Below are 23,697 nucleotides of genomic sequence, written 5' to 3'. Positions count from 1 at the left end.
CCATCACCTAAGGCGGCACCGCAGAGTGCCAGGAGACGACCCATGATCCAGCAGTTCGAGACCATCCAGAAGGCTTCCAAGGACAATGTCGACGCCGCTCTGAAGGCTTTCGGCACCACCTCGAAGAGCGTCCAGGCGATCGCCGTCGAGACCACCGATTATGCCAAGAAGTCCTTCGAGGCTAGCACCGCCACGCTCGAGAAGCTCGCTGGCGTGAAGACCTTCGACAAGGCCCTGGAGATCCAGGCCGACTTCATCAAGACCTCGTTCGAGGGCGCCGTCGCCCAGCTCACCAAGATGGGCGAGCTCTACACCGCTCTCGCCAAGGACGCCTACAAGCCGTTCGAGGGCATCGTCGCGAAGGCCGCTTCGGCCGTCCCGACCGCCCCCAAGGCGTGATTTCGGCCGGCGGCCGAAAGGCTGCCAAGGCTCAGTGAGTTCAGTTGCGTTTGCGAACCCCGGCCGAAAGGCCGGGGTTTTTCGTTGGGCGGAGCATGAGCCTGCGGCACAGGGCGCCATTGAGCTCCGCTTCCGATTGGGGCTTGAAGCTCCAGTGGCTTCAGCTTGTAGACGAGAGGTCCCGCTGCTGCCGTGAGCCGGAGACCGTGTTTTGTCCAGGACAGAGATTGCCGCCTATCTGGTCACGCTGGGCTATGTCGGAGCCTTCCTGTTTCTGTCGCTGAAGCAGGCGCGTGCGAGCGGCCAGCCCGTCTGGATCTTCACGCGCGGCGGCCGATCGCAGCACCTGCCTGCGCTCCTGTTCAAACTCGGCTTTGCCGGAAGCGTGCTCTGGCCGCCTGTTCGCGCTTGGCTGGGCGGTGAGGCGCCGTTCGGCATGCTGTCCGGTGTTCCCGGCCTCATGCTCGTGATTATCGGCGCGGTGCTGGCGCTCTGGGCCCAGCTCCATATGGGGCGGTCCTGGCGCATCGGCGCAGCCGAGGGCGAGGTCGGGGCGATCGTCGATAGCGGTCCCTTCGCATTCTCGCGGAATCCGGCCTTCATCGGTCAGGCGCTGCTTTTCGCCGGCCTGTTCCTTGTCCGGCCGGGTTTGGTCGAGCTGGCGCTCGCGCTCGCGGTGCTCGTCGCAATACCCTTGCAGGTCCGGATCGAGGAAGCCGTGCTGCGCCGCGATCTTGGTGCGCCCTATCTGGCCTATCAGCGCCGGGTGAGCCGCTGGATCGGCCGGTCATGCTGAAGCTCGTGCGCTATGGAGCCTGGACGCTTGTTCTGATCGTCGGCTTCGTCTCCACGTCGATCCTGATGGGCTGGTGGATGTCGGATCGGCCGCGGACGGAGCAGCCGGTTGCGATCGGCGGTCGGTTCTCGCTGATCGACCATACCGGCAAGGCCGTGACCGATGCCGATTTCCGCGGCAGCCCGCTCGCCGTGTTCTTCGGTTTCACCCATTGCCCCGAGGTCTGCCCGACCACGCTCCTAAGGCTGGGCGGCCTGACCCGGCAGCTGGGCACGGAGGCGGCAAGGTTGAAGATCCTGCTGATCACGGTCGACCCGGAGCGCGATACGCCCGCACAGCTCGCGCTCTATCTGCAATCCTTCGACCCGGGCGTGACCGGTCTCACCGGCTCGCAAGCGCAGGTCGATGCGGTGCTCGGAACCTTCAAGGCCTATGCGAAGCAGGTGCCCGTCGACGGCGGCTACACCATGGATCACACGGCCAATGTCTATCTGATGACCGGCGAGGGCGCCTTCCGCACGATGATCGACTACCACGAGGCCGATTCATCGGCGCTGGCGAAGCTGCGGATGCTTCTGCGCTGAGGGCACGCGAAGGATTGCGCGCGGCTGCGCTTACTCGGTGCGGACCGGAAGCCGTCTGGCCTGGAAGCCGGTCTTGGATTGCGCGAAACCCGCCGCCTCGTAAAACGCCAGCGTGGACGGCTTCTTCGAACCCGTCATCAGCATCGCCTTGTAGCATCCGGCGGCCCAGGCGCGATCGGTCGCGGCCTTCAGGATCGCCTTTCCCAGCCCCTTGTTCCGCTGGCCGGCGTCGGTAACGACATTCTCGATCAGCGCATAGGGCGTGCCGCCCCGCGTCAGGTTCGGAATGACGATCACGGTGCAGCTGGCGACAAGCTCGGTGCCGAGGAGACCGATCAGGACGGCGCTGCCTTCAAAAAGCTGGAGCTTGTCCAGGATCTTCGCCGCCTTGTCGTCCGGGCAGCGCTCATCCTCCGGGAGGAGATGGCGATAGAGGTCCTGCAGCGCAGGCAGGTCGGCCTGTTCGGCGGCGCGAATGACGAGTTCGGTCATGCCGACAGGAATAAACGATCCCGTCGCTCATGAAAAACCCCGGCCGGGGGCCGGGGTTCTCAACAAGGCGGGACCGGGTCGAGGGCTCCGGCTTCAGGCCGGGAGGACGACGACCTTCGTCTTCACCGGCGTCTGGTCGTAGAGATCGATCATGTCCTGGCTCAGCAGGCCGACGCAGCCGCTGGTGATCCCGGAGCCGATCGATTCCTCGTCGCTCGATGCGTAGATCGTGTAGAGCGTATAGCGGCCATTCTGGTAGAGATGCAGCGTGCGGGCACCGAGCGGATTGTCGAGGCCGCCCGGCATGCCGCGCGCGTATTTGGCGGCTTCGGGCTGGCGCTTGATCATTTCCGGCGGCGGGGTCCAGGTCGCCCATTCCGACTTCCGCCCGACATAAGCGTCGCCGTTCCAGCGGAAGCCGTCGCGGCCGACATTGGCGCCGTAGCGGGTGGCATTGCCATCGCCCTCGATGCGATAGACATAGTAATTGGCGGGGTCGACGATGATGGTGCCCGGCGCTTCCTTGGTCTCGTAGCGGACGGTGCGGCGCCAGTATTTCCGATCGACCTTGGTGACGTCGGCAGCGGGAATCGCGAATTTCTTGTCGGGCACCGGCCCGTAGACCTGCTGCGCCTCGGCGAGGCTCATGCCGTCGGTCGCAGCGCAGCCGCCGAGCCCCAGCGCGCCGAGGCTGACGGCGGAGCCGACCAGAAACGAGCGGCGGTCGACAAGGCCCGGCCGGCGTTCCAGCGAAGCCATCGCGCCGGCACCGGCATTCCTACCATCGATGATCATGATCCGGGATTTCCCATGTCCTGCTGCCGGGCGAGAGCGGTTGCCGGTGTGCAGTCGTTGAACGTCTTAGCCGGGCGGAGATTGCCGTCTCTCCGTCCGGCTGGCAAGGTTTGTCTCGGCCGCGGGCTGGCTAGCCTGTGGCGAAGAAGGGATATCCGGCTCAAACCGGCAGCACCGTCACCGGGGTGCCGAGCGATACGCGCGCATAGAGATGGGCGATATCCTGGTTGATCATGCGGATGCAGCCGGACGAGACATTCGTGCCGACCGTATAGGGCTCGAATGTGCCGTGGATGCGATAGCCGAGGTCCCGGCCCTCGCCGAAGAGATAGAGGGTACGGGCGCCGAGCGGGCTTTTCGAGCCGCCGCGCACGCCGAGCCCGCGCGGGGTCTGCTCGAGCTGGGCCCTGATCGCGGGATCGCGCGCGATCATCTCCGGCGGCGGGACCCAGTCGGCCCAGTCGCGCTTCATGTTGATCCGGGCCGCGCCCGACCAGCCGAAGCCCTCGCGCCCGACGCCGACGCCGTAGCGCGTCGCGACGCGCGGGGATTCCACGAAATAGAGATGATAACCGGCGGGGTCGACCACGATCGAGCCCGGCTTCTCGTCGCGCGGAAACTCGACCGTCTGCCGGAGATAGCGGGAATCGATCCGCTGGTAGTCGATGGCCAGGATTGGAAAGCGTTCACCGGGGTATTCGGCATAGACCTCGGCATAGTTCGGCCGTGCCAAGGTGCGCGTAACGAGGCCCTGCGGCTTGGGGGCGATCGGGCTGGTGCCGAACTCGGGCAGCGCGACGATGCTGCGCGATCCGCACCCGGCCAGGCCTGCCGCCGCTACGGAGAGGGCAGGAAACGTAAATGATCGGCGCGTCAGCATCGGGTATCTCTCGGGCAGTCCTGAGGAGATACATCCGCTTAGGTGGTTACTGTTGGGTGAACCGGTGGACCGCGGCTTGTTTACGCTCTGGAAAGGCCCGTTCGCGCCGGCGTCAATTCCCATCGCGATTGCGTTCGGTCGATCATCGGCGTGGTGATCCGTCGGCCGATCGCGGCGCTCCCCTGCCGTCGGTGCCGCGACCATGCATGACCGCTTCCTCATTTGAACCGATTGAAAACAGGCGCGGATGGGCGCATCTCTAAGGGCTGAGCGCCGCCGTCGCGGCGCCCGGAGATTTCGGTTCCCGTCATGCTCGACAAGTCCGCGCCGCCCCGAACGCTCAAGCTCAATGCCGCCGACAATGTCGTCGTCGCCGTCGATCCCGTGGATCTCGGCGTAACCGCGGCCGGGGTGGAGGCACTCAAGCGCATCCCGCGCGGGCACAAGATGGCGATCGTGCCGATCGCCAAGGACCAGCCGATCCGCAAGTTCGGCCAGATCATCGGTTTCGCGACGGCCGACATCGTGCCGGGCGACTGGGTGCACGAGCACAATACCGGCTTCCATGCCTTCGACCGCGATTATGCCTTCGCGCAGGAGGCCAAGCGCGAATTCGTTCTGCCGATCGAGCAGCAGGCGACCTTCGAGGGCTTCCGCCGCGCTAACGGCAAGGCCGGCACGCGCAACTATGTGGGAATCCTGACCTCGGTGAACTGCTCGGCCTCGGCCGCGCGCTTCATGGCCGAGGAGGTGAAGCGCTCCGGGCTGCTCGCCGATTATCCCAATGTCGACGGGGTGATCGCGCTGACCCACGGCACCGGCTGCGGCATCGACTACAATGGCGAGAGCTTCGAGGTGCTGAAGCGCACGACCTGGGGCTATGCCTGCAATCCGAACATGGCGGCGGTGCTCGTCGTCGGTCTCGGCTGCGAGGGCTTCCAGATCAGCCGCATGAAGGAAGCCTATGGCGTTACCGAGAGCGACGTCTTCCGCACGCTGACGATCCAGGAGACCGGCGGCACGAAGAAAGCCGTCGCCGCCGGCATCGATGCGCTGAAGATGATGCTGCCGATCGCCAACAAGGCGGTGCGCGAGACCGTGCCGGCTTCCGAACTGATGCTGGCGCTGCAATGCGGCGGCTCGGACGGCTATTCCGGCATCACCGCCAACCCGGCGCTGGGCGTGGCCGTCGACATCCTCGTGGAGCATGGCGGCACGGCGATCCTCTCCGAAACGCCGGAGATCTACGGTGCCGAGCATCTGCTGACGCGCCGCGCCGCCACCCGCGAGGTCGGCGAGAAGCTCGTCGGCATCATCAAGTGGTGGGAGGATTACACCGCCCGCGCCCGGATGGACATGAACAACAATCCCTCACCGGGGAACAAGGCGGGGGGCTTGACCACCATCCTCGAGAAGTCGCTGGGCGCGGCGGCCAAGGGCGGCACCAAGACGCTCTCGGCGGTCTACCATTATGCCGAGCCGGTGAAGGCGAAGGGCTTCGTCTACATGGACACGCCCGGCTACGATCCGGTCGCGGCGACCGGGCAGGTGGCCGGCGGCGCCAATATCCTCGCCTTCACCACCGGGCGCGGCTCGGCCTATGGCTGCAAGCCGACGCCTTCGGTGAAGCTCGCCACCAACACGCCGATCTACGAGCGCATGATCGACGACATGGACATCAATTGTGGCGACGTGCTCGACGGCGTTTCGCTGGAAGCGAAGGGGCGCGAGATCTTCGAGACGCTCCTGAGGATCGCCTCCGGCGAGCGAAGCAAGTCCGAGCAGCTCGGCTATGGCGATGCGGAGTACGTGCCCTGGCAGATCGGCGCCACGATGTAGTTTTTTGGCGGGACGGTTGAACCCGGCGCACCACTGAGGCGACCAAGGATGGCTCCGGCGCTGCCGGGGCCATTCATTTGTCGGCTCGGATCTCCATGAAGACCTTCTTCCTCGTCACCGTCCCGCGCGTCCTGCTCGGGGTTATCTTCCTGATCAGCGCCGTCGACGGCTTCTGGTGGCTCGCCACCGGCGCGAACCTGATCCATCCGCCGACCAGCCCGCGTGGCGTGGTCTTCGAGACGGCCCTGCAGGATTCAGGTTTCATCTGGCCTTTCATCAAGGCTGTGAACCTCACCGGGGCGCTCAGCCTGATCTCGAATGTCGTGCCGGCCTTCGGTCTCGCGCTGATCGCCCCGGTCATGGCAGTGATCGTGCTGTTCCATGCCACGATCAACCCGCAGGGCCTGCCGGTCGCGGTGATCCTCGTCGTGCTGGGCTCGATGCTGGTCTGGGCCTATCGCGACCGCTACGCGGAGATGTTCCGCTGACAATCATCGGTTCGCTCTCGCGTCATGGTCGGGCTTGTCCCGACCATCCATATCTTCCTTCAGCGCGGGCGGCGTTCAAGACGTGGATGCTCGCCATAAGGGCGAGCATGACGTGAGGCCAGCCGCCGGTCAGAGCGAAAAACCGGTCAGCCGCTCGCGCAAACCTTCGATCCTGTCCGCCGCGACATTGGCGATGGCGATGCGCAGGTGGTTCTCCTGTCCGGGGCCGAAATAGGGGCCGGGCAGTGCGAGCACGCCGCAATCCTCGACGAGGCGGCGCGCCACCTCGGCCGCCTTCACGCCCGCGAACGGGTGGGCGACATAGGCGAAATAAGCCCCGGCCGAGAGCACGCGCCAGCCGTTGAGCGGCGCCATCGCCTTGCGGAAGAGATCGGCGCGGGCGTTGATCTCGGCGCGGTTGCGCTCGCGCCAGTCGCGAATGCCGTCGATGCCCCAGGTCACGGCCGCCTGGCCGGCCCGAACCGGGCTGATCTGGACACAGTCGAGCACTTTGCCGATCTGGGCGAGCGCCGGCTCCCCGGCCGTGATCGCGCCGAGGCGCCAGCCCGGAATCGCATAGGCCTTCGAGAAGCTGTAGAGGCCGATCACCGAATCCTGCCAGCTTGTTGTCGCGAAGACTTCATGCGGCCTCGCAGCATCGGCAGGCAGAAAATCGCGATAGGTCTCGTCCAGCACCAGCCAGATGCCGCGCCTCGCGCAGAGCGCGGCGAAGGCGGCGACCGTCTGCGGCGGATAGACCGCGCCAGTCGGGTTGTTGGGCGTGACGAGCACGATGGCGCGGGTGCGCTCGTCGATCAGCGCCTCGGCGGTCGCGGCATCCGGCACGAAACCGGCTTCCGGCGCGCAGGGCAGCGGGCGCGCCTCGACGCCGAGCATGGTCAGCGTCATCTCGTGGTTGAAATACCAGGGCGTCGGCAGCAGCACGTTGTCGCCGGCGCGTGCCAGCGCCATCATCGTGACGACATAGGCCTGGTTGCAGCCCGACGTGATCGCGACCTCGGCCGGCTTGAAGGCCGTGCCGTAGATGCGGGAGATCTCGGCGGCATAGGTCTCGCGCAAGGCCGCGTCGCCGGTGATGCCGCCATAGCGCGTGCTGCCGGGCTCGGCCGCGGCAGCAGCAAGCTTATCGAGCAGGGCCGCCGGGGGCGGGGCGCCGGGGACGGCCTGCGAGAGGTCGATCAGCGGGCCGCGGGCGCCGCCATAGGCGCGGGCCCAGCCCTGCGCCTCCGGGATCGGCGGCGTGCCGGTATCGATGAGATCGGGATTCAGGGGGGCGCTGGCGGTTGTCGGCATGGTGTCTCTGATGTGCGGCGTGCGGAGGTTTCCGTCAATCGCCTTGGAAGCGCAGCAAACCCGCGCCATATCTGGAGGACTTCCAATCCAGCGATGGGACGGGCGGATGCAGGACGAGACCGAGGATGCCATCGCGGCGCTGCAGGAACTGCTCGACCGGGCGGACAGCATCGTCAGTTTCACCGGTGCCGGCATCTCGACGGAATCGGGCGTGCCGGATTTCCGTACGCCCGGCTCGCCCTGGATGGTCAACAAGCCGATTCCCTACGACGCCTTCGTCGAGAGTCGCGAGGTCCGCATCGAGGCCTGGCGCCGCAAGTTCACGATGGACGACCATTATCGCGGCGCGGCGCCGAATAGCGGCCATCGGGCGCTGGCTCGACTGGTGGCGGAGGGGCGCTCGCCGGCCATCGTCACGCAGAACATCGACGGGCTGCATCAGGCCTCCGGCGTGCCCGCGGACAAGGTGATCGAGCTGCATGGCAACGGCACCTATGCGACCTGCCTGACCTGCGGCTGGCGACATGAGCTGGCGGCGATCCGGCCGGCCTTCGAGGCGACCGGCGAGCCGCCAGCGTGCATGATCTGCGCCGGCCCGGTGAAATCCGCGACGATCTCCTTCGGCCAGGCGATGCCGCAGGAGGCGATGAAGCGGGCGCAAATGCTGGCGCTGGAATGCGATCTCTTCCTCGTCGTCGGCTCGTCGCTGGTGGTCTATCCGGCGGCGACGCTGCCGGTGATCGCCAAGCGGCAGCGCGCCACGCTTGTGATCCTCAACCGCGAGCCGACCGAGCTCGATCCGATCGCCGATCTCGTCATCCGTGCCGAGAGCGGCGCGGTTCTGGGCGCCTTGCCGCATTAATCGCGCGAGGCCAGCGCCAGCCTGATCGCAAGGCCGCCGAACACCGCGCCCATCAAGCGTTGCGGGAGGCGGGCGAGGGCCGGCCGGTTCGCCAGTGCCTGACCAATGCGGCTCGCGGCGAGGATGACGATGCCGTTCATCAGCAGGCCCATGACATTCAGGATCGTCGCGAGGACGATGACCTGAAGCGCGATCGAGCCCAGTTCCGGCTTCAGGAACTGCGGCAGCAGCGCCAGCATGAACAGCGCCATCTTCGGGTTCAGCAGGTTGGTCCAGAGCCCTTGCAGGAAGATGCGACGCAAGGGGACGGCGGCGACGCGCCCCGGCGCGAAGAGCGGCGTCTGCGTGCGCAAGGTCGTCCAGGCGAGGTAGGCGAGATAGGCCGCGCCGGCCCAGCGCAGCACGTCATAGGCCGTCGGCACGAGGAGGAAGAGCTGGGACAGGCCGAAAGCGGCGGCAAAGGCCTGGAGATAGCTGCCGATCGCGATGCCGGCATAGGTGAGGAGGCCCGCCCTCCGCCCCTGGCTCAGGCTGCGCGAGGCGATCAGCAGCATGTCGGGACCGGGCGTCGCCGTGAGGACCGCCGCCGCGGCGGTGAAGAGCGCGAGCGTGGACAGGTCGAGCATGTGCGAATCCCGCTGAGGAGGAGCTTCGGCACACTGCCACAAGCAACGCTGCGGCCGTAGCGCGCCTGTCGACGGGCCGGTCTGCCCGGCCATTGGATCGGCTGGATGATGTGGACGGTTTTTTGGGGGCTGTATCCTGAATCGGCAGCAATGGTATCGTGACGATGCGAATCAAGCGTTGCGCGTGGGGGTGAGCGGGACATGTCCGACGAATTCGGTGAGAGCGGGCGGCCACCGATGGGTCCCATCCAGTCACTCAATCGAGTCATGCGACTCGATGGACCGAGCGATCACGCATCGGAAGTACCGGTCGAGGTCACCGGCTACGTCAAGTGGTTCGATGTTTCCAAGGGTTATGGCTTCGTCGTCCCGGAAGCGGGCGGTGCCGACGTGCTGCTGCACGTCACGATCCTGAAGCGCGATGGATTCAACACGATAGCCGAAGGGGCTCGCATCGTGCTCGAGGCGGTCGAGAAGGCGCGGGGCCGCCAGGCGGTGCGCGTGCTCTCGATCGACACGACGTCCGGCCGCCATCCGTCGGAGATGCCGATGGCGCGCACCAATGTCGCGGTGTCGCCGACCAGCGGGCTCGAGCGCATGGTGGTGAAGTGGTTCAACCGCCTGCGCGGCTTCGGCTTCGTCTCGAAGGGCGAGGGCGCTCCCGACATCTTCGTGCATATGGAGACGCTGCGCCGCTACGGGCTGGTCGAGCTGGTGCCGGGGCAGACGGTTCTGGTGCGCTATGGACCGGGACCGAAGGGGCTGATGGCCGCCGAGATTCATCTGGAGCAGGACGTGGCCGCAACCGCGGCGCACTAAAACGCGACAGAGAGCGAGGCGGCGGGCAATCTCTTGGCCCTGCCTCGGCGATTTCCTTCCTGCCCATTTTTTGTTCGCGATAGGCCGGTGTCCCGGCGATCGGCTTTACGGTTCATCAATCCGCGAGGCTTTGAGATGATGGCTTCTTCGGAGGCCGCGTCATCGTTCTTCTGCTCAGTGATCACGACGAGCGCCGTCAGGCGCTACAGCGGATGCTCTCGGTATGGGGTCCGTGCACGGCGCTGTCGCCCGATGCCAGCGGCGGTGTCGCGCATGCGGGCGCGCGCCTTCTCGTCGTCGATCTCGATCTCTCCGAACGCTTGAGCGTCGAGGCGGCGCGTGCCGCGCTCGCGCCATATCGGCATTCCGGCTCGCATTGCATCTTCCTGCTCCGCGACATGTCGAGCCGCAGCCAGATCCAGGCCAATGCGCTCGGCGCGACGGATATCCTGCCGGCCGAGGTCTCGACAGCCGTGCTGCTCGACAGGGTCGGGTTGCTGCTGGCTCCGCCGGGCCAGTCCGATGCTGCGGCGGCGCTCGGGCAGCGCTTCGTGGCGGCCTCTGCGGGGCTCTCCGACCTGATGGGAGCTGCCCAGGCCGGTGCCGGATTGCCGATGCAGGCGATCGAGGACAGCGTCACCGCGCTCAATCGCGCCGCCGATGGCGGAGATCTCAACGCCTGGCTCGACATGGTGTGGCGGCACGACGATGCCACCTACCAGCATTGCCTGCTCGTTTCCGGGCTGGCTGCGGCCTTTGCCCATCGGCTCGGCTTCCGCGAGGCCGACCGGCGGCTGATTGTCGAGGCGGCCGTCCTGCACGATATCGGCAAGGCCCGGATTCCCATCGACATCCTGCGCAAGCCCGCGCGCCTCTCGGCGGAGGAGCGCGAGGTCATGCGCGAGCATCCCAGGATCGGCCACGACATGCTGGTCGCGCAAGGGGGATTCGCGCCGATGGTCCTCACCGCGGTGCTCTCGCATCACGAATATCTCGACGGCTCGGGCTATCCGCACGGCCTCAACGGCGGGGACATCCCCGATCCCGTCCGGATCATCACCATCTGCGACGTCTACGCCGCCCTGATCGAGCGGCGCAGCTACAAGCCGCCGATGCCGCCGGGCGATGCCTATGCGGTGCTCGTCGCCATGGGTGGGAAGCTCGATCGCGATCTCGTCAGGGTCTTCGGGGAGGTCGTGCTCGATGCCGCGATCGTCCGGCTCGGCCAGTATGGCAAGCCCATCCTGCATCGTGCGGCCGAGGATGCCGCCTGAGCCCGAACGCTGCGCTCAGGCAGCGCATGTTTGCCGGTTCGCTTGAGATTTAGATTGCGAACGAGGTCCCGCAGCCGCAGGAACTGGTCGCGTTCGGGTTGGTGATGCGGAAGGACTGGCCGATTAGGTCGTCGACGAAATCGATCGTGCAGCCTTCGAGCAGGTCGAGCGAGGTCTCGTCGATCAGCACCTTGGCGCCGTCGCGCTCGATCAGGAGATCGTCCGGAGCTTTTTCCTGATCGATGTCGAAGATGTACTGGAAGCCGGAGCAGCCGCCACCGGCAACGCTGACACGCAGCATCGCGCCCGGCGCTTCGCTCGCCATCACCGAGAGAATGCGTTTCGCGGCATTTGCGGTCACCGCGATGCCGCGTGGATTGACCGCAAGATCGGTCGACATGGGCAGATGCTCCTTGCACCCTGGTTGCCCGGAAAGGTAATGGCCCGGCAGCGGCTCTACAAGCATGGGTCCGCAATGAGGCTGCCATGCCCTATCCACAGAGCACGATTCCGCCGGCCGGGCTGGAGCCCGGAGAGCGCTGGCGCGCGCCCTATGCCTGCCGCTCGACGACGAGCCGCGGCCGGCTGGTGGCGGAGCCGGCCTCGGCGACGCGCGGCGAATTCCAGCGCGACCGCGACCGCATCATCCATTCGACCGCCTTCCGGCGGCTGAAGCACAAGACGCAGGTTTTCGTCTCGCATGAGGGCGACCACTATCGAACCCGCCTGACCCATACGATCGAGGTGGCGCAGATCGCCCGCGCCCTGGCGCGCGCGCTCGGTCTCGACGAGGATCTCGCCGAGGCGCTGGCGCTGGCGCATGATCTCGGCCACACGCCTTTCGGCCATACCGGCGAGGACGCGCTGGAGGAGTGCATGGCCGTGTTCGGCGGCTTCGACCACAACGCCCAGACGCTCAGGATCGTGACGCGGCTGGAGCGGCGCTATGCCGATTTCGACGGGCTCAACCTGAGCTGGGAGACGCTTGAAGGGCTGGTCAAGCATAACGGCCCGCTGCTCGACCATCAGGGCAGGCCGACGGCGCGCTATGCCGAGCGCGGTATCCCCGTCGCCATCGTCGAGTATCAGCAGCGTCAGGACCTCTGGCTCGACAGCTATGCCTCGGCGGAGGCGCAAGCCGCGGCGCTGGCCGATGACATCGCCTATAACGCCCATGACATCGATGACGGCTTGCGCGCCGGGCTGTTCGGCCATGCCGAGCTCCGGGCCGTGCCGTTCCTCGCCGAACTGCTCGATGAGATCGAGCGGCTGCACCCCGGGCTGGAGCGGGCACGCGCCACTAACGAACTGGTGCGACGGGTGATCACGCGTTTCGTCGAGGACGTGATCGTGGAATCGCAGCGGCGGCTTGCAGCGCTGGCGCCTGTTGATGCCGATGCGATCCGGCGGGCGGACGCGCCGGTCGTCGCCTTCTCGGCGGCGATCGAGGCGGCCGATCGCGACATCAAGGGCTTCCTCTATCCGAACATGTACCGTCATCCGCGCATCGCGCCGATCCGGGCCGATGCGGCGCAGGTGGTGCGCGAGCTGTTCCAGCGCTTCAGCGCCGATCCGGCGGCGATGCCGGAGGAGTGGGCAGCGGGTTGCGATCCGCTCGACGAACACCGCCGCGCCCGGCGAATCGCGGACTATATTGCCGGGATGACGGACTGGTACGCGCTCGACGAGCACCGCCGCCTGTTTGACGCCACCCCCTCGCTGCGATAGGGCCGGGCGGCTTTCCATCCGCAACCGTGGCCGCAATGAACCTGTTCGAGATCTATTCCGCCCGACTTCACGCCGCGCTCTCAGGCCTCGCCGAGCGAGGCGCGCTTCCGGCCGGCCTCAATCTCGCGCGCGTCGTGGTCGAGCCGACCAAGGACCCGGCGCATGGCGATCTCGCCACCAATGCCGCGATGGTCCTGGCCAAGGATGCCGGCACCAACCCGCGCGCCTTGGCGACCCTCCTGATCGAGGAATTGTCGAAGGACCCGGAGATCACCAAGGCGGAAATCGCCGGCCCGGGCTTCATCAACCTGACGCTGCAGCCGTCGATCTTCACGGCGGTGCTGAAGGCTGCGATCGAGGCCGGGCTGGACTATGGGCGCGGCGCACCGAAGCCCGAGCCCCGGGTCAATGTCGAATATGTCTCGGCCAATCCGACCGGACCGATGCATGTCGGCCATGGCCGTGGCGCCGTGTTCGGTGATGCGCTGGCGAGCCTGCTCGCCTTCGCCGGCCATGACGTCACCCGCGAATACTACATCAACGATGCCGGCGCGCAGGTCGATGTGCTCGCCCGTTCCGCCTTCCTGCGCTACCGCGAGGCACTGGGCGAGGATATCGGCGCGATCCCCGAGGGGCTCTATCCCGGCGACTATCTGGTTTCGGTCGGCAAGGCGCTCGCCGAGCAATACGGGCCGGCTTTGCGCGACAAGGCCGAGTGGGACTGGCTGCCGCTCGTCCGGCAGGCGGCGATCGACGGCATGATGGCGATGATCCGCGACGATCTCGCCGCGCTCGGCGTCGTCCACGATCTCTTCTTCTCGGAGCGCTCGCTGCAGGGTCGGGACGGCGATACCAATGCCGTGCACCAGACGATCGAGGACCTGCGTTCGCGCGACCTCGTCTATGAGGGTCGCCTGCCGCCGCCGAAGGGGCAGAAGGACGAGGACTGGGAGGACCGGGAGCAGACCCTGTTCCGGGCCACCAAGTTCGGTGACGACGTCGACCGGCCGCTGCTGAAATCGGATGGCAGCTACACCTATTTCGCCAACGACATCGCCTATCACCGCTCCAAGTTCGTGCGCGGCTTCCCCGAGATGATCGACGTTTGGGGCGCCGACCATGGCGGCTATGTCAAGCGCATGCAGGCGGCGGTGAAGGCCGTGACGGGCGGGCAGGGCTCGCTCGACGTCAAGCTGTGCCAGCTCGTTCGCCTGCTGCGCAATGGCGAGCAGGTGCGCATGTCCAAGCGCTCCGGCGATTTCGTCACGCTGCGCGAGGTCATCGACGAGGTCGGCCGCGATGCGGTGCGCTTCATGATGATCTTCCGCAAGAATGACGCGACGCTGGATTTCGACCTCGGCAAGGTCGTCGAGCAGTCGAAGGACAATCCGGTCTTCTACGTCCAGTACGCGCATGCGCGCTGCGCCTCGATCTTCCGGCAGGCGCGCGAGGCGTTTCCGGATCTCGATCTGTCGACGGCGTCGCTGGCCGGCGCCGATCTCTCGATCCTGACCGACGAGGCCGAGGTCGGCATCGTCAAGATGCTCGCGTCCTACCCGCGAATCATCGAGGGCGCCGCGGCGGCGCATGAGCCGCATCGCGTGGCATTCTTCGTCCATGATCTGGCGAGCGCGTTCCATTCGCTCTGGAATAAGGGCAAAGACTCGCCGCAATTACGGTTCGTTAATCAAACTGATCGAAAGTCGACCTTGGCGAGATTGGCGTTTGTGCATGCGGTGCGCAGCGTTCTTGCTTCCGGTCTGGCTGTCGCCGGAGTTGCGGCGCCGGAAGAGATGCGCTGACGGAAAAGGTTTTCCGGCGGCGCGCACAAGGTCAGGTTGACCGCACAGAGTTCCCGGTTCTTCCATAGGGGGAAGCGGCTTGTGCTGGAATGGATCGTACCATGAGTGAGCCAGCTAGGAACCGTTTCGCGCTCGATCTCGAAGATCTCGAGCGCCAGCTGCGCGGGGCAGGGCAGGCGCCCCGCCCGGGGCAGCAGGCCGACCCGCTTGCGGAATTGACCCGCATCGTCGGGCAGGACGATCCGCTCAAGGATATTTTCGCCGAGAGGCGCCAGCCGCCGCGGCCCGTGGCACGCCAGGAGCCGAGCTTCGAGGTCGTGCCGCAGCAGCCGGCGCCGGCCGTTCCCGAAGTGAGCGCGCCGCCGGCCGAGATGCGCGGGGCCCTCGACGAGTTCGAGGCGCTGCTGCGCCGGACCGAGCCGCGGCGGGCGGAGGCGCCAGCGCCGGTGCCGGTGCAGCCTGCTCCCGAGCTTGACTATCAGCCCGATTTCGACCTGCCGGAGCCGATGTCCTATTCCCGTCCGGCGGCGATCCAGGGGGCGGCCCCGCCGCGCGATCTCGACGAGGGTGCGCAGTACCGCCCGGCGCCGGCTGCCTATGTTCAGGAAGAGCCGGCCTATGACTATGGCCATGCCCAGCAGGGCGTTCCGGCCCCCGAATATGGCGAAGACGACCTGCCTGATCTGGAGCCGCGACGTTCGCGCAAGGGTCTCTGGGCTGCGGCTGCGGTCATTGCCATCGGTCTCGTCGGTGTCGGCGCTGCCTTCACCCTGCGGGGCGGTTCCGCATCCAAGGATGGCCAGCCGCCGGTGATCACGGCCGATTCCGGGCCGGTCAAGGTCGAGCCGGTCAATCCGGGCGGCGCCGAGATCCCGAACCAGAACAAGCAGATCTACGAGCGCAGCCCCGATGCCCCGCCTGCGCAGAGCAAGGTCGTGAACAACGAGGAGCAGCCGGTCGACGTCCAGCAGGCCGCCCGCTCGATGCCGCCGCGCGTGGTCATGCCGGGTCCGATCGCCAGTGCGGGCAACGCGCTTGCAGCAGCCCCCACCACGCCCGAGCGCAGCATCCTCCCGGCGGAGCCGGCGCTGACCGCGATGCCGCCGGTGCCGGGCCTCGGCGAGCCGCGCAAGGTCCGTACCGTCTCGATCCGTCCCGACGGCACGCCGGCACAGGCGCCTGTCGCCGTCGATATCAACCAGCCGATCGCCACCGGCTCCGCGCCGAGCCGTTCGCTCGCAGGCCAGGCGACGAATCCGGTGCCGCAGCGTCAGGTTCCGGCCGTTGCCGCCGCGCCGAAGGCCCAGGAGCGCGCCACGACGCCGCCGGCCGCGACGACGCCGGCCGCGCCGACCCGCCTCGCCAGCGCCGCGCCGGCTCCCGCAGCCGCACCGCCGGCTCCGGCAACCGCTGCTGTCCGCGCCGGCACCGGCGATTTCGTGGTGCAGCTCGGCGCTCCCGGCAGCGATGCCGAGGCCCGCGCCACCTTCGCGGCGCTCCAGCGCAAATATCCGCAGCAGCTCGGCGGCCAGGCACCGATCATCCGCAAGACGGAGCTCGCCGGTGGCAAGACCGTGTTCCGCCTGCGCGTCGGACCGTATTCCCGCGAGGATGCAGCCTCGATGTGCTCGGGGCTCCAGGCCGCCGGCGGGCAGTGCTTCATTGCCAAAAACTGATCCGGACGATCAGCGACAAACCATGACGGCGGCGCCCATCGGGCGCCGCCGTTCTCATGTGAATCAGACGCATGACAGGGTGTGTTGCCACGCTTGTTTCATGCGTTCGGCCATGCGAGTAGCCTCCCCAACAACGCGTCGCCTTGCCCGAGCGGGCAAGCCGTCCGAACGCTGGAGGTAACCCATGGATCGCCGTAAATTCGTCAAGGCCGCTGCCGCCGGTGCGGCCGGTAGCGCTGCCATCGCGGCGCCGGCCGTCGCCCAGTCGCAGCCCAAGATCAACTGGCGCCTGACCTCCAGCTATCCGAAGAGCCTCGACACGCTGTTCGGCATCTCGACCCATGTCGCCAAGCGCGTCGCCGAGATGACCGACAACAATTTCCAGATCCAGGTCTTCGCGCCGGGCGAGATCGTGCCGGCGCTGCAGGCGCTCGACGCCGTGCAGAACGGCACCGTCGAGTGCAGCCACACGCTGGCGAGCTTCTATATCGGCAAGGACCCGGCCTTCGCCTTCGAGACCTCGCTGCCTTTCGGCTTCAATGCCCGCCAGCAGAATGCCTGGCTCTATCAGGGCGGCGGTCTCGAGCTCTGCCGCGCCTTCATGAAGGGCTACAACGTCCACACCATCCCGTCGGGCAATACCGGCGCGCAGATGGGCGGCTGGTTCCGTAAGGAGATCAAGTCGCTGGAGGACCTGAAGGGCCTGAAGTTCCGCATTGCCGGCCTCGGCGGGCGCATCATGGCGCGCCTCGGCGTCGTGCCGCAGACCATCGGCGGCGGCGACATCTATCCGGCGCTGGAGCGCGGCACGCTCGACGCGGTTGAGTTCTCCGGCCCCTATGACGACGAGAAGCTCGGCTTCGTGAAGGTCGCCAAATACTACTACTATCCCGGCTTCTGGGAGGGGAACGCCAATGTCAGCTTCCTTGCCAACCAGGACAAGTGGAACGAGCTGCCGGCCTCCTACAAGGCGATCGTCGAGACAGCCTGCGCCGAGGCCAACATGAACTGCCTGGCCAAATACGACCACAACAACCCCGACGCGCTGATTCGCCTCGCCGGCACTGGCGCGGAGCTGCGGCCCTTCCCGCAGGAGGTGATGACGGCGGCGTTCAAGGAGGCTTTCGCGATGTATGGCGAGCTCGCCGCGAGCAACGCCAACTTCAAGACCTTCTACGATTCCTTCCTGCCGTACTGGAAGAAGGAGCAGCTCTGGTTCCGCATCGCCGAGCTGCCCTTCGACGCGTTCAACGCGCAGGCCTATCAGCAGGTGAAGTAACAATTAGGGCGGGCGCGGATCATTCCTGACCGTGCCCGCGCTGCTTTCTGTGTTCTCGCATCGGCATTGCCCGAAAACCGCATTTGCCTTTTCCGGCCGATGCCGTAACCCGATGTCATGACATCGCGCGCCTTCATCGCCGGCTGCCTCGGCACGAGCCTCACCGCGGACGAGCGGGCCTTCTTCCGCGACGCCCGGCCCTGGGGCTTCATCGTCTTCAAGCGCAACACGCAGTCGCCCGAGCAGGTCGCGACGCTGACCGCCGAGATGCGCGAGACCGTCGGCTGGCACGCGCCGATCCTGATCGATCAGGAGGGCGGGCGCGTCCAGCGCATGGGGCCGCCGAACTGGCCGAAATACCAGTCGGCCCGCGCCTTCCTTGCCATCAACGATCCGATCCGCCAGCGCGAGATCGTCCGGCTCTCAGCCCGCCTGATGGCGCATGACCTTAGACAAGTCGGCATAGATGTCGACTGCCTGCCGGTGCTCGACGTTCCTGTCGCGGGCAGCCATGACGTGATCGGCGACCGCGCCTATGCCCATGATCCCGATCAGGTCGCGCGGCTCGGCCGGGCGGCGGCCGAGGGGTTGATCGCCGGCGGCGTGCTGCCGGTCGTCAAGCACATGCCCGGCCATGGCCGGGCGCGCGCCGACAGCCATCATGACCTGCCGATCGTCGATGCCTCTCTGGAGGAGCTTCGGGCGCATGATTTCCGGCCGTTCCGGCATCTCGCCGACATGCCGCTGGCGATGACCGCGCATCTCGTCTTCACGGCGCTCGACGCCAAGAACCCGGCGACGATCTCGCGGAAGATCGTGCGCGAGATCATGCGCGGCGAGCTCGGTTTCGACGGGCTGATCATGACCGACGACATCTCGATGAAGGCGCTCTCCGGCTCGTTCGAAGCCAAGTCGCGCGCCGCGATCCGCGCCGGTGTCGACGTCATCCTGCATTGCCACGGCATCATGGACGAGATGATCGCCGTCGCCGGGGCCGTGCCGGAGATGACGGGCGCCCGCGCCCGCCGGGCCAACGCTGCGCTGGGGCGTATCCGGCACGAGCCGGAACCAGTCGATCTGGAGGCCGCGCGGGCTGAAGTGGCGGCTGCGCTTGCCTTGAGCGCCTGAACGACTGAATCTACCCTAGGGCATGTAATTTTCCCAAGCGCGGTCATCCCGGACGGAGCGAAGCGAAGATCCGGGATCCATGCCTGAGCCTGGCCGATAGAGGTTCCGGCATGGATCCCGGGTCTCCCTTCGGTCGCCCGGGATGACGGCGCGTACGGGATGTAGGGGCTAAGGCTCATGACGGCCGAATTGCCATTCGAGGAAGACCGCGCCGGGCGCGCGGGCGAGCCTTCGCTCGTCGTCGATGTCGACGGCTATGAAGGTCCGCTCGACCTGCTGCTCGATCTCGCGCGCCGGCAGAAGGTCGATCTGCACCGCATCTCGATCCTGGCGCTGGCCGAGCAATACCTCACCTTCGTCGAGGAGGCGCGGGCGCTGCGGCTGGAGCTCGCGGCCGATTACCTCGTGATGGCGGCCTGGCTCGCCTATCTCAAGTCGCGCCTGCTGCTGCCGGAACCGCCCAGGGGCGAGGAGCCGAGCGCCGCCGATCTCGCGACGGCACTCGCCTTGCGCCTGCGCCGGCTGGAGGCGATCCGCGCCGCCGCCAACAAGCTCTCCGCCCGCGAGCGGCTGGGGCAGGACGTGTTCGCGCGTGGCGCGCCGGAGGAGATCGTGGCAGGTGCACGGCCGGTCTGGGAGGCCGAACTCTACGATCTGCTCTCGGCCTATGCCCAGCAGCGGCAGAAGCGGGTGCAGGGCCATATCTCGGTCGGCCACCGCGCCGTCTGGTCGCTGGTGGAAGCGCGCGAGGCGCTGCAACGTCTGGTCGGCGCGGCCGGCGACTGGACCGAGCTCGACGATTATCTCATGCATTACATGGCCTCGCACGGCCTGCAGGCACGGGAGATGCGGGCGACCGTCCGGGCCTCGGCTCTTTCGGCGATGCTGGAAATGGTGAGGGAAGGGGTGCTTGACCTCAGGCAGGACGAGGCCTTCGCGCCGATCCAGGTGCGCCGCCGGTCGGCCCGGCCTGAAGGTCTGCCCTTCGCCGCCAAGGATGCCTCATGAGCGGCATGGCGGCCGAACCGGAGGATGCCGAGGCCGATGGCGGGGCGGAGGCCTTTTCGCTGGCGCTGCGCGTCGTCGAGGCGCTGCTGTTCGCTTCGGCCGCACCGTTGACCGCCGAGGCGCTCGGCCGTGCCATTCCCGCCGGCATCGCGGTCGAGCAGGTGCTGGCGCGGCTCGTCGAGAGCTATGCGACACGCGGGGTCAATCTGAGTCAGGTCGCCGGCGGCTGGGCTTTCCGAACGGCGCCTGATCTCGGCTACCTGCTCGCGGCCGAGGCCGAGCCGCCACGCCGGCTGTCGCGGGCCGCGCTCGAAGTGCTCTCGATCATCGCCTATCACCAGCCGGTGACGCGGGCCGAGATCGAGGAGATCCGCGGCGTCGCCACCGCCAAGGGCACGCTCGACATCCTGCTGGAGGCGGGCTGGGTGCGCCTGCGCGGGCGGCGGCGCTCGCCGGGGCGGCCGATCACCTATGGCACGACGCCGGGCTTCCTCGATCATTTCGGGCTGGATTGCATCGACGACCTGCCGGGGCTGGAGGAGTTGAAGGGCACAGGCTTCATCGAAGGGCGCCTGACGCGCGACCTCGCGGTGCCGGTTCCCGACGACGATCCGTCCTTGCGTGACGACGAGGACCCGCTCGGCGACCTGTTCAGCCCGCTTGACGACGGCGAGGGCGGATCGCAGGGGTGAATGGTGGGTATTCGGTGATCTTGCCGTTTCCTCCGCGCGTCATCCCGGACAAGCCGCGTAGCGGCGCCGATCCGGGATCCATGCCGGAACGCATCCGACGAAGGCTCAGGCATGGATCCCGGGTCTCCCTTCGGTCGACCGGGATGACGGCGCAATTTGGATAGGTGGAGCAGGGACTTGGCGCAGAGCGAGACCAAATCAGGATGGCTCGGCTGGGGCCGGCGCGGCACGGCCGGCGCGGCGATCCCGATGGCGCTCGGCTTCGAGAACGTGACGCAGCGCTTCGGGGCGGTGACGGCGTTGTCGGACGTCTCGCTTTCCGTCAAACCGGGCGAGATCGTCGCGCTTCTCGGCCAATCCGGCTGCGGCAAGACGACGCTGCTCAGGCTCGCAGCCGGGGTCGAAAGGCCCAGCGCAGGCCGCGTCCTGCTGGAAGGGCGCGACGTCTCGTCGGCCGATCGCTTCGTCGAGCCCGAGCATCGCGGCATCGGCTTCGTCTTCCAGGACTATGCGTTGTTCCCGCATCTCAGCGTGCGCGACAATGTCCGCTTCGGCCTGCGCGGCCAGGCGCCGGCGGCAGCCGATGCCACGGCCTTGCGGGCGCTGGGCCGGGTCGGGCTCGCGGAACTCGCCGATTCCTATCCGCATATGCTCTCGGGCGGCGAGCAGCAGCGCGTGGCGCTGGCCCGCGCGATCGCGCCGCGGCCGGGCGTGCTGCTGATGGACGAGCCCTTCTCCAATCTCGACCGGCGCCTGCGCGACGTGGTGCGCGACGAGACCGCGGCCTTGCTGGAAGAGACCGGCGCGACCTCGATCATCGTCACGCACGACCCCGAGGATGCGATGCGCATCGCCGACCGGATCGTGTTGATGCGGGCCGGGCGGATCGTCCAGATCGGCACGGGCGAGGAACTCTACCGACAGCCCGGCAGCCTCTTTGCCGCCCGATTTTTCTGCGATCTGACCGAGGTCGAAGGCGTGGTTTCGGGCGGAGCCGTCGAGACCCCGTTCGGCCGCTTCGCGGCGCCGGGAATCGCCGAAGGAGCGGTGGCGATCGCCTGCATCCGGCCGCATCGCGTCCGGATCGTGCCGAAGGGCTATTACCTGCGCGGGCGATTGATCGGCCGGCGCTTCCTGGGGGAGGCCGACCATCTGCAGGTGACGGTGGACGGCTTCGATCGGGTTCTGTCCGTGCGGGCGCCGCTCTCGGACGAGATCGCGGTGGGCGACGAGATCGGGGTCGAGATTCCCTCGGACGAAGTCCTTGTGTTTCCGGCTGCGGATCAATAGGTTCCGCCGCCGAACAATCGACCGGACAAGGACTTGGTTGGGGCCTGTCCCCGGTCGACGCAATTTCGGAGGAGTTTCGCCATGGGTGGCGTGAGCATTTGGCACTGGATCGTCGTCGGCGTCATCGTGATGCTGCTGTTCGGGCGCGGCAAGGTTTCCGAGCTGATGGGCGATGTCGCCAAGGGCATCAAATCGTTCAAGAAGGGCATGGCCGAGGATGACGAGGCGGCGGCGCCGACCGCCACCACCGTCGACCCCAAGGTGATCGACCAGACGAAGGCCGACAACGCCGCCGCCCAGGCCCAGGCCAAGGCCGAGCACAAGGCCTGATGCCGCTGCGCCCTTCCGGGGCGCAGGCTTGAGAGGACGAGCCGTCGATGTTCGACATCGCCTGGAGCGAAATGGTGCTGATCGGCGCGGTGGCGCTGGTCGTCATCGGCCCGAAGGACCTGCCCAAGGCCCTGCGCACGGTCGGCCAGACGGTCGCCCGCGTGCGGCGCATGGCCTCGGAGTTTCAGGGGCAGTTCAACGAGGCGATGCGCGAGGCCGAACTCGCCGACCTGAAGAAGCAGGTCGAGGATGTCGGCGGATCGGTGTCGAATTCGCTGAATACCGATTTCAAGCCGATCGACTCGATCAAGGATTTCGAGGCTTCCAAGACGGAAACCCCGAAGCCTGACGAAGCCGCGCTGAAGGAAGCGGAGGCCAAGCTTGCCGCGCTGCCGCAGCCCGAGCCGCTGCCGCCTGTGCAGATCGAGACGCCGAAGCCCGCCGACAAGCCGAAGCGGGAGCGCAAGACCGCGGCCGAGCCGGCTGCGCCGATCGTCGAGGCGCCGGTCGCTCCGGTTGCCCTGGCCGATCCTGTCCCGGAAAAGCCTGCCCGTAAGCGCAGCGCCAAGGCTGCCGAGGCGCCGGTCGCCGTCGAAGCACCGGTTGTAACCGCGCCGGCCAAGGCTCCGAAAGCGGCCGCCGCGCGCAAGCCGAAGGCCGTGGTTGCCGCCGCTGCTCCGATTGAGCCCGCCAAGCCTGCCGCCCGCAAGCGCAAGACCGCCAAGGGCGAGGAGAATTCCGCATGAGCGTCGCCAATCCGCGCGACGGCGACGACGAGATCGAGGCCTCGCGCGCGCCGCTCATCGAGCATCTCGTCGAATTGCGTTCGCGCCTGATCAAGTCGCTGATCGCATTCCTGATCATGTTCTTCGTCTGCTTCGGTTTTTCGACGCAGATCTACAATATCCTGGTGCTGCCCTATGTCTGGGCCGCCGGAAGCGCGGCCAATGCTCAGCTGATCTATACCGGCCCGCTCGAGCTGCTCTTCACCCATATCAAGGTCGCGGCTTTCGGCGCCGGTTTCTTCGCCTTCCCGGTGATCGCGACGCAGATCTACAAGTTCGTCGCACCCGGCCTGTACAAGAACGAGAAGGCGGCGTTTGCGCCTTATCTCGTGGCGACGCCGCTGTTCTTCACGCTCGGCGCCATGCTGGTCTTCTTCTTCGCCATGCCGGTGCTGATGAAGTTCTCGCTCGGCATGCAGCAGGCCGCGACCGAGACGCAGGCTGGCATCGCGCTGCTGCCCAAGGTCAGCGAATATCTCTCGCTGATCATGACGCTGATCTTCGCCTTCGGCATCGCCTTCCAGCTGCCGGTGATCCTGACCCTGCTCGGGCAGGCGGGCATCATCGATTCGAAGTTCCTGAAGGAAAAGCGCCGCTACGCCATCGTCTTCGTCTTCGTCGTCGCGGCGGTGCTGACCCCGCCGGACGTGATCTCGCAGCTGATGCTCGCGATCCCGATGATGTTGCTCTACGAGCTCTCGATCTTCTCGGTGCGTCGCGTCGAGAAGAAGGGCGAGGCCGCGAAGGCCGAAGAGGACGCGGCGGAGTAGGCCTCTGCCGTCATGCTCGGCCTTGTGCCGAGCATCCACGC

Annotated in this window: 25 protein-coding genes; 19 read left to right on the top strand and 6 right to left on the bottom strand. The window is 67.1% G+C overall.

Annotated elements, in window-relative coordinates; genetic code table 11:
- The first annotated feature begins 42 nt into the window (after positions 1-42).
- The 3 genes from ACFJGT_RS12710 (at position 43) to ACFJGT_RS12700 (ending at position 1,779) form a co-directional block, all read left to right on the top strand.
- On the top strand, positions 43-399 hold the full coding sequence (locus tag ACFJGT_RS12710; RefSeq protein ID WP_377848854.1) for a phasin family protein: 357 nt from the start codon (positions 43-45) through the stop codon (positions 397-399).
- Positions 400-610: 211 nt separating this feature from the next.
- Positions 611-1,195, top strand: a complete 585-nt coding sequence (locus ACFJGT_RS12705) for a methyltransferase family protein (protein WP_377848853.1) — start codon at positions 611-613, stop codon at positions 1,193-1,195.
- Complete coding sequence (locus tag ACFJGT_RS12700) at positions 1,189-1,779, top strand: SCO family protein (RefSeq protein ID WP_377848852.1); 591 nt, start codon at positions 1,189-1,191, stop codon at positions 1,777-1,779. Before ACFJGT_RS12705 ends, ACFJGT_RS12700 begins: the two co-directional genes overlap by 7 nt.
- A gap of 30 nt (positions 1,780-1,809) precedes the next feature.
- On the opposite strand, the gene ACFJGT_RS12695 is transcribed toward ACFJGT_RS12700, so the two are convergent.
- The 3 genes from ACFJGT_RS12695 to ACFJGT_RS12685 form a co-directional block, all read right to left on the bottom strand.
- Positions 1,810-2,271: a GNAT family N-acetyltransferase gene (locus ACFJGT_RS12695; RefSeq protein ID WP_377848851.1), complete on the bottom strand. Its 462-nt coding sequence runs from the start codon at positions 2,269-2,271 to the stop codon at positions 1,810-1,812.
- 93 nt (positions 2,272-2,364) lie between these two features.
- The gene (locus tag ACFJGT_RS12690) at positions 2,365-3,066 is read right to left on the bottom strand and encodes a L,D-transpeptidase (protein ID WP_377848850.1); all 702 of its coding nucleotides are present in this window, start codon (positions 3,064-3,066) and stop codon (positions 2,365-2,367) included.
- Positions 3,067-3,226: 160 nt separating this feature from the next.
- Complete coding sequence (locus tag ACFJGT_RS12685) at positions 3,227-3,946, bottom strand: L,D-transpeptidase (protein WP_377848849.1); 720 nt, start codon at positions 3,944-3,946, stop codon at positions 3,227-3,229.
- A 309-nt stretch (positions 3,947-4,255) separates the two neighbouring features.
- Between ACFJGT_RS12685 and ACFJGT_RS12680 the strand changes: the two genes are divergently transcribed.
- Together ACFJGT_RS12680 and ACFJGT_RS12675 are read left to right on the top strand one after the other, a co-directional pair.
- Positions 4,256-5,785 (top strand): UxaA family hydrolase, encoded by a 1,530-nt coding sequence (locus ACFJGT_RS12680; RefSeq protein WP_377848848.1) that lies wholly within the window; start codon positions 4,256-4,258, stop codon positions 5,783-5,785.
- A 95-nt stretch (positions 5,786-5,880) separates the two neighbouring features.
- Positions 5,881-6,273: a hypothetical protein gene (locus ACFJGT_RS12675; protein WP_377848847.1), complete on the top strand. Its 393-nt coding sequence runs from the start codon at positions 5,881-5,883 to the stop codon at positions 6,271-6,273.
- A 129-nt stretch (positions 6,274-6,402) separates the two neighbouring features.
- Here ACFJGT_RS12675 and ACFJGT_RS12670 read toward each other — a convergent pair whose 3' ends face one another.
- Positions 6,403-7,587, bottom strand: coding sequence for an aminotransferase (locus tag ACFJGT_RS12670; protein WP_377848846.1), 1,185 nt, complete (start codon positions 7,585-7,587; stop codon positions 6,403-6,405).
- Positions 7,588-7,693: 106 nt separating this feature from the next.
- On the opposite strand from ACFJGT_RS12670, the gene ACFJGT_RS12665 reads away from it, so the two are divergent.
- Positions 7,694-8,449, top strand: coding sequence for an NAD-dependent deacetylase (locus ACFJGT_RS12665; protein ID WP_377848845.1), 756 nt, complete (start codon positions 7,694-7,696; stop codon positions 8,447-8,449).
- Here ACFJGT_RS12665 and ACFJGT_RS12660 read toward each other — a convergent pair.
- Entirely contained in the window at positions 8,446-9,075 is a 630-nt protein-coding gene (locus tag ACFJGT_RS12660) for a LysE family translocator (protein WP_377848844.1), read from the bottom strand. The genes ACFJGT_RS12665 and ACFJGT_RS12660 overlap by 4 nt on opposite strands.
- A gap of 267 nt (positions 9,076-9,342) precedes the next feature.
- Between ACFJGT_RS12660 and ACFJGT_RS12655 the strand changes: the two genes are divergently transcribed.
- Together ACFJGT_RS12655 and ACFJGT_RS12650 are read left to right on the top strand one after the other, a co-directional pair.
- The gene (locus ACFJGT_RS12655) at positions 9,343-9,894 is read left to right on the top strand and encodes a cold-shock protein (protein ID WP_377848843.1); all 552 of its coding nucleotides are present in this window, start codon (positions 9,343-9,345) and stop codon (positions 9,892-9,894) included.
- A 212-nt stretch (positions 9,895-10,106) separates the two neighbouring features.
- On the top strand, positions 10,107-11,168 hold the full coding sequence (locus ACFJGT_RS12650) for an HD-GYP domain-containing protein (RefSeq protein ID WP_377848842.1): 1,062 nt from the start codon (positions 10,107-10,109) through the stop codon (positions 11,166-11,168).
- Positions 11,169-11,217: 49 nt separating this feature from the next.
- Here ACFJGT_RS12650 and ACFJGT_RS12645 read toward each other — a convergent pair whose 3' ends face one another.
- Positions 11,218-11,568 (bottom strand): HesB/IscA family protein, encoded by a 351-nt coding sequence (locus ACFJGT_RS12645; RefSeq protein WP_377848841.1) that lies wholly within the window; start codon positions 11,566-11,568, stop codon positions 11,218-11,220.
- A gap of 86 nt (positions 11,569-11,654) precedes the next feature.
- On the opposite strand from ACFJGT_RS12645, the gene ACFJGT_RS12640 reads away from it, so the two are divergent.
- The 11 genes from ACFJGT_RS12640 to tatC all read left to right on the top strand — a co-directional run bounded on the left by ACFJGT_RS12640 (position 11,655) and on the right by tatC (position 23,656).
- Positions 11,655-12,896 (top strand): deoxyguanosinetriphosphate triphosphohydrolase, encoded by a 1,242-nt coding sequence (locus tag ACFJGT_RS12640; RefSeq protein ID WP_377848840.1) that lies wholly within the window; start codon positions 11,655-11,657, stop codon positions 12,894-12,896.
- Between the two features lie 35 nt (positions 12,897-12,931).
- On the top strand, positions 12,932-14,698 hold the full coding sequence (gene argS / locus ACFJGT_RS12635) for an arginine--tRNA ligase (RefSeq protein WP_377848839.1): 1,767 nt from the start codon (positions 12,932-12,934) through the stop codon (positions 14,696-14,698).
- Between the two features lie 101 nt (positions 14,699-14,799).
- Positions 14,800-16,374, top strand: a complete 1,575-nt coding sequence (locus tag ACFJGT_RS12630; RefSeq protein WP_377848838.1) for an SPOR domain-containing protein — start codon at positions 14,800-14,802, stop codon at positions 16,372-16,374.
- Positions 16,375-16,558: 184 nt separating this feature from the next.
- A complete protein-coding gene (locus tag ACFJGT_RS12625) occupies positions 16,559-17,653 on the top strand; it encodes a TRAP transporter substrate-binding protein (protein ID WP_377848837.1) in 1,095 nt (364 codons plus the stop codon).
- Between the two features lie 117 nt (positions 17,654-17,770).
- Entirely contained in the window at positions 17,771-18,781 is a 1,011-nt protein-coding gene (gene nagZ / locus ACFJGT_RS12620; RefSeq protein ID WP_377848836.1) for a beta-N-acetylhexosaminidase, read from the top strand.
- Positions 18,782-18,958: 177 nt separating this feature from the next.
- Complete coding sequence (locus ACFJGT_RS12615) at positions 18,959-19,789, top strand: segregation and condensation protein A (RefSeq protein WP_377848835.1); 831 nt, start codon at positions 18,959-18,961, stop codon at positions 19,787-19,789.
- 5 nt (positions 19,790-19,794) lie between these two features.
- Complete coding sequence (scpB, locus tag ACFJGT_RS12610; protein ID WP_377848978.1) at positions 19,795-20,481, top strand: SMC-Scp complex subunit ScpB; 687 nt, start codon at positions 19,795-19,797, stop codon at positions 20,479-20,481.
- A 177-nt stretch (positions 20,482-20,658) separates the two neighbouring features.
- On the top strand, positions 20,659-21,771 hold the full coding sequence (locus tag ACFJGT_RS12605) for an ABC transporter ATP-binding protein (protein ID WP_377848834.1): 1,113 nt from the start codon (positions 20,659-20,661) through the stop codon (positions 21,769-21,771).
- An 81-nt stretch (positions 21,772-21,852) separates the two neighbouring features.
- Complete coding sequence (locus ACFJGT_RS12600) at positions 21,853-22,101, top strand: twin-arginine translocase TatA/TatE family subunit (RefSeq protein ID WP_377848833.1); 249 nt, start codon at positions 21,853-21,855, stop codon at positions 22,099-22,101.
- Between the two features lie 47 nt (positions 22,102-22,148).
- The gene (gene tatB, locus ACFJGT_RS12595; RefSeq protein ID WP_377848832.1) at positions 22,149-22,847 is read left to right on the top strand and encodes a Sec-independent protein translocase protein TatB; all 699 of its coding nucleotides are present in this window, start codon (positions 22,149-22,151) and stop codon (positions 22,845-22,847) included.
- The gene (gene tatC, locus ACFJGT_RS12590; RefSeq protein ID WP_377848831.1) at positions 22,844-23,656 is read left to right on the top strand and encodes a twin-arginine translocase subunit TatC; all 813 of its coding nucleotides are present in this window, start codon (positions 22,844-22,846) and stop codon (positions 23,654-23,656) included. The genes tatB and tatC overlap by 4 nt, the downstream gene beginning before the upstream one ends.
- The last annotated feature ends 41 nt before the right edge of the window (positions 23,657-23,697 follow it).

This window comes from Allobosea sp. UC22_33 (assembly GCF_042700715.1).
GTDB lineage: Bacteria > Pseudomonadota > Alphaproteobacteria > Rhizobiales > Beijerinckiaceae > Allobosea.
The sequence above is the reverse complement of the archived record's forward strand: the minus strand, read 5'-3'. Positions and strand labels throughout refer to the sequence as shown.

Excerpts from the sequence above, each read along its gene's own strand:
- ACFJGT_RS12710 (WP_377848854.1), top strand. The coding sequence starts at position 43 with ATGATCCAGCAGTTCGAGACCATCCAGAAGGCTTCCAAGGACAATGTC.
- ACFJGT_RS12700 (WP_377848852.1), top strand. The coding sequence starts at position 1,189 with ATGCTGAAGCTCGTGCGCTATGGAGCCTGGACGCTTGTTCTGATCGTC.
- ACFJGT_RS12695 (WP_377848851.1), bottom strand. The coding sequence starts at position 2,271 with ATGACCGAACTCGTCATTCGCGCCGCCGAACAGGCCGACCTGCCTGCG.
- ACFJGT_RS12690 (WP_377848850.1), bottom strand. The coding sequence starts at position 3,066 with ATGATCATCGATGGTAGGAATGCCGGTGCCGGCGCGATGGCTTCGCTG.
- ACFJGT_RS12685 (WP_377848849.1), bottom strand. The coding sequence starts at position 3,946 with ATGCTGACGCGCCGATCATTTACGTTTCCTGCCCTCTCCGTAGCGGCG.
- ACFJGT_RS12680 (WP_377848848.1), top strand. The coding sequence starts at position 4,256 with ATGCTCGACAAGTCCGCGCCGCCCCGAACGCTCAAGCTCAATGCCGCC.
- ACFJGT_RS12675 (WP_377848847.1), top strand. The coding sequence starts at position 5,881 with ATGAAGACCTTCTTCCTCGTCACCGTCCCGCGCGTCCTGCTCGGGGTT.
- ACFJGT_RS12670 (WP_377848846.1), bottom strand. The coding sequence starts at position 7,587 with ATGCCGACAACCGCCAGCGCCCCCCTGAATCCCGATCTCATCGATACC.
- ACFJGT_RS12665 (WP_377848845.1), top strand. The coding sequence starts at position 7,694 with ATGCAGGACGAGACCGAGGATGCCATCGCGGCGCTGCAGGAACTGCTC.
- ACFJGT_RS12660 (WP_377848844.1), bottom strand. The coding sequence starts at position 9,075 with ATGCTCGACCTGTCCACGCTCGCGCTCTTCACCGCCGCGGCGGCGGTC.
- ACFJGT_RS12655 (WP_377848843.1), top strand. The coding sequence starts at position 9,343 with ATGCGACTCGATGGACCGAGCGATCACGCATCGGAAGTACCGGTCGAG.
- ACFJGT_RS12650 (WP_377848842.1), top strand. The coding sequence starts at position 10,107 with ATGCTCTCGGTATGGGGTCCGTGCACGGCGCTGTCGCCCGATGCCAGC.
- ACFJGT_RS12645 (WP_377848841.1), bottom strand. The coding sequence starts at position 11,568 with ATGTCGACCGATCTTGCGGTCAATCCACGCGGCATCGCGGTGACCGCA.
- ACFJGT_RS12640 (WP_377848840.1), top strand. The coding sequence starts at position 11,655 with ATGCCCTATCCACAGAGCACGATTCCGCCGGCCGGGCTGGAGCCCGGA.
- argS (WP_377848839.1), top strand. The coding sequence starts at position 12,932 with ATGAACCTGTTCGAGATCTATTCCGCCCGACTTCACGCCGCGCTCTCA.
- ACFJGT_RS12630 (WP_377848838.1), top strand. The coding sequence starts at position 14,800 with ATGAGTGAGCCAGCTAGGAACCGTTTCGCGCTCGATCTCGAAGATCTC.
- ACFJGT_RS12625 (WP_377848837.1), top strand. The coding sequence starts at position 16,559 with ATGGATCGCCGTAAATTCGTCAAGGCCGCTGCCGCCGGTGCGGCCGGT.
- nagZ (WP_377848836.1), top strand. The coding sequence starts at position 17,771 with ATGACATCGCGCGCCTTCATCGCCGGCTGCCTCGGCACGAGCCTCACC.
- ACFJGT_RS12615 (WP_377848835.1), top strand. The coding sequence starts at position 18,959 with ATGACGGCCGAATTGCCATTCGAGGAAGACCGCGCCGGGCGCGCGGGC.
- scpB (WP_377848978.1), top strand. The coding sequence starts at position 19,795 with ATGGCGGCCGAACCGGAGGATGCCGAGGCCGATGGCGGGGCGGAGGCC.
- ACFJGT_RS12600 (WP_377848833.1), top strand. The coding sequence starts at position 21,853 with ATGGGTGGCGTGAGCATTTGGCACTGGATCGTCGTCGGCGTCATCGTG.
- tatB (WP_377848832.1), top strand. The coding sequence starts at position 22,149 with ATGTTCGACATCGCCTGGAGCGAAATGGTGCTGATCGGCGCGGTGGCG.
- tatC (WP_377848831.1), top strand. The coding sequence starts at position 22,844 with ATGAGCGTCGCCAATCCGCGCGACGGCGACGACGAGATCGAGGCCTCG.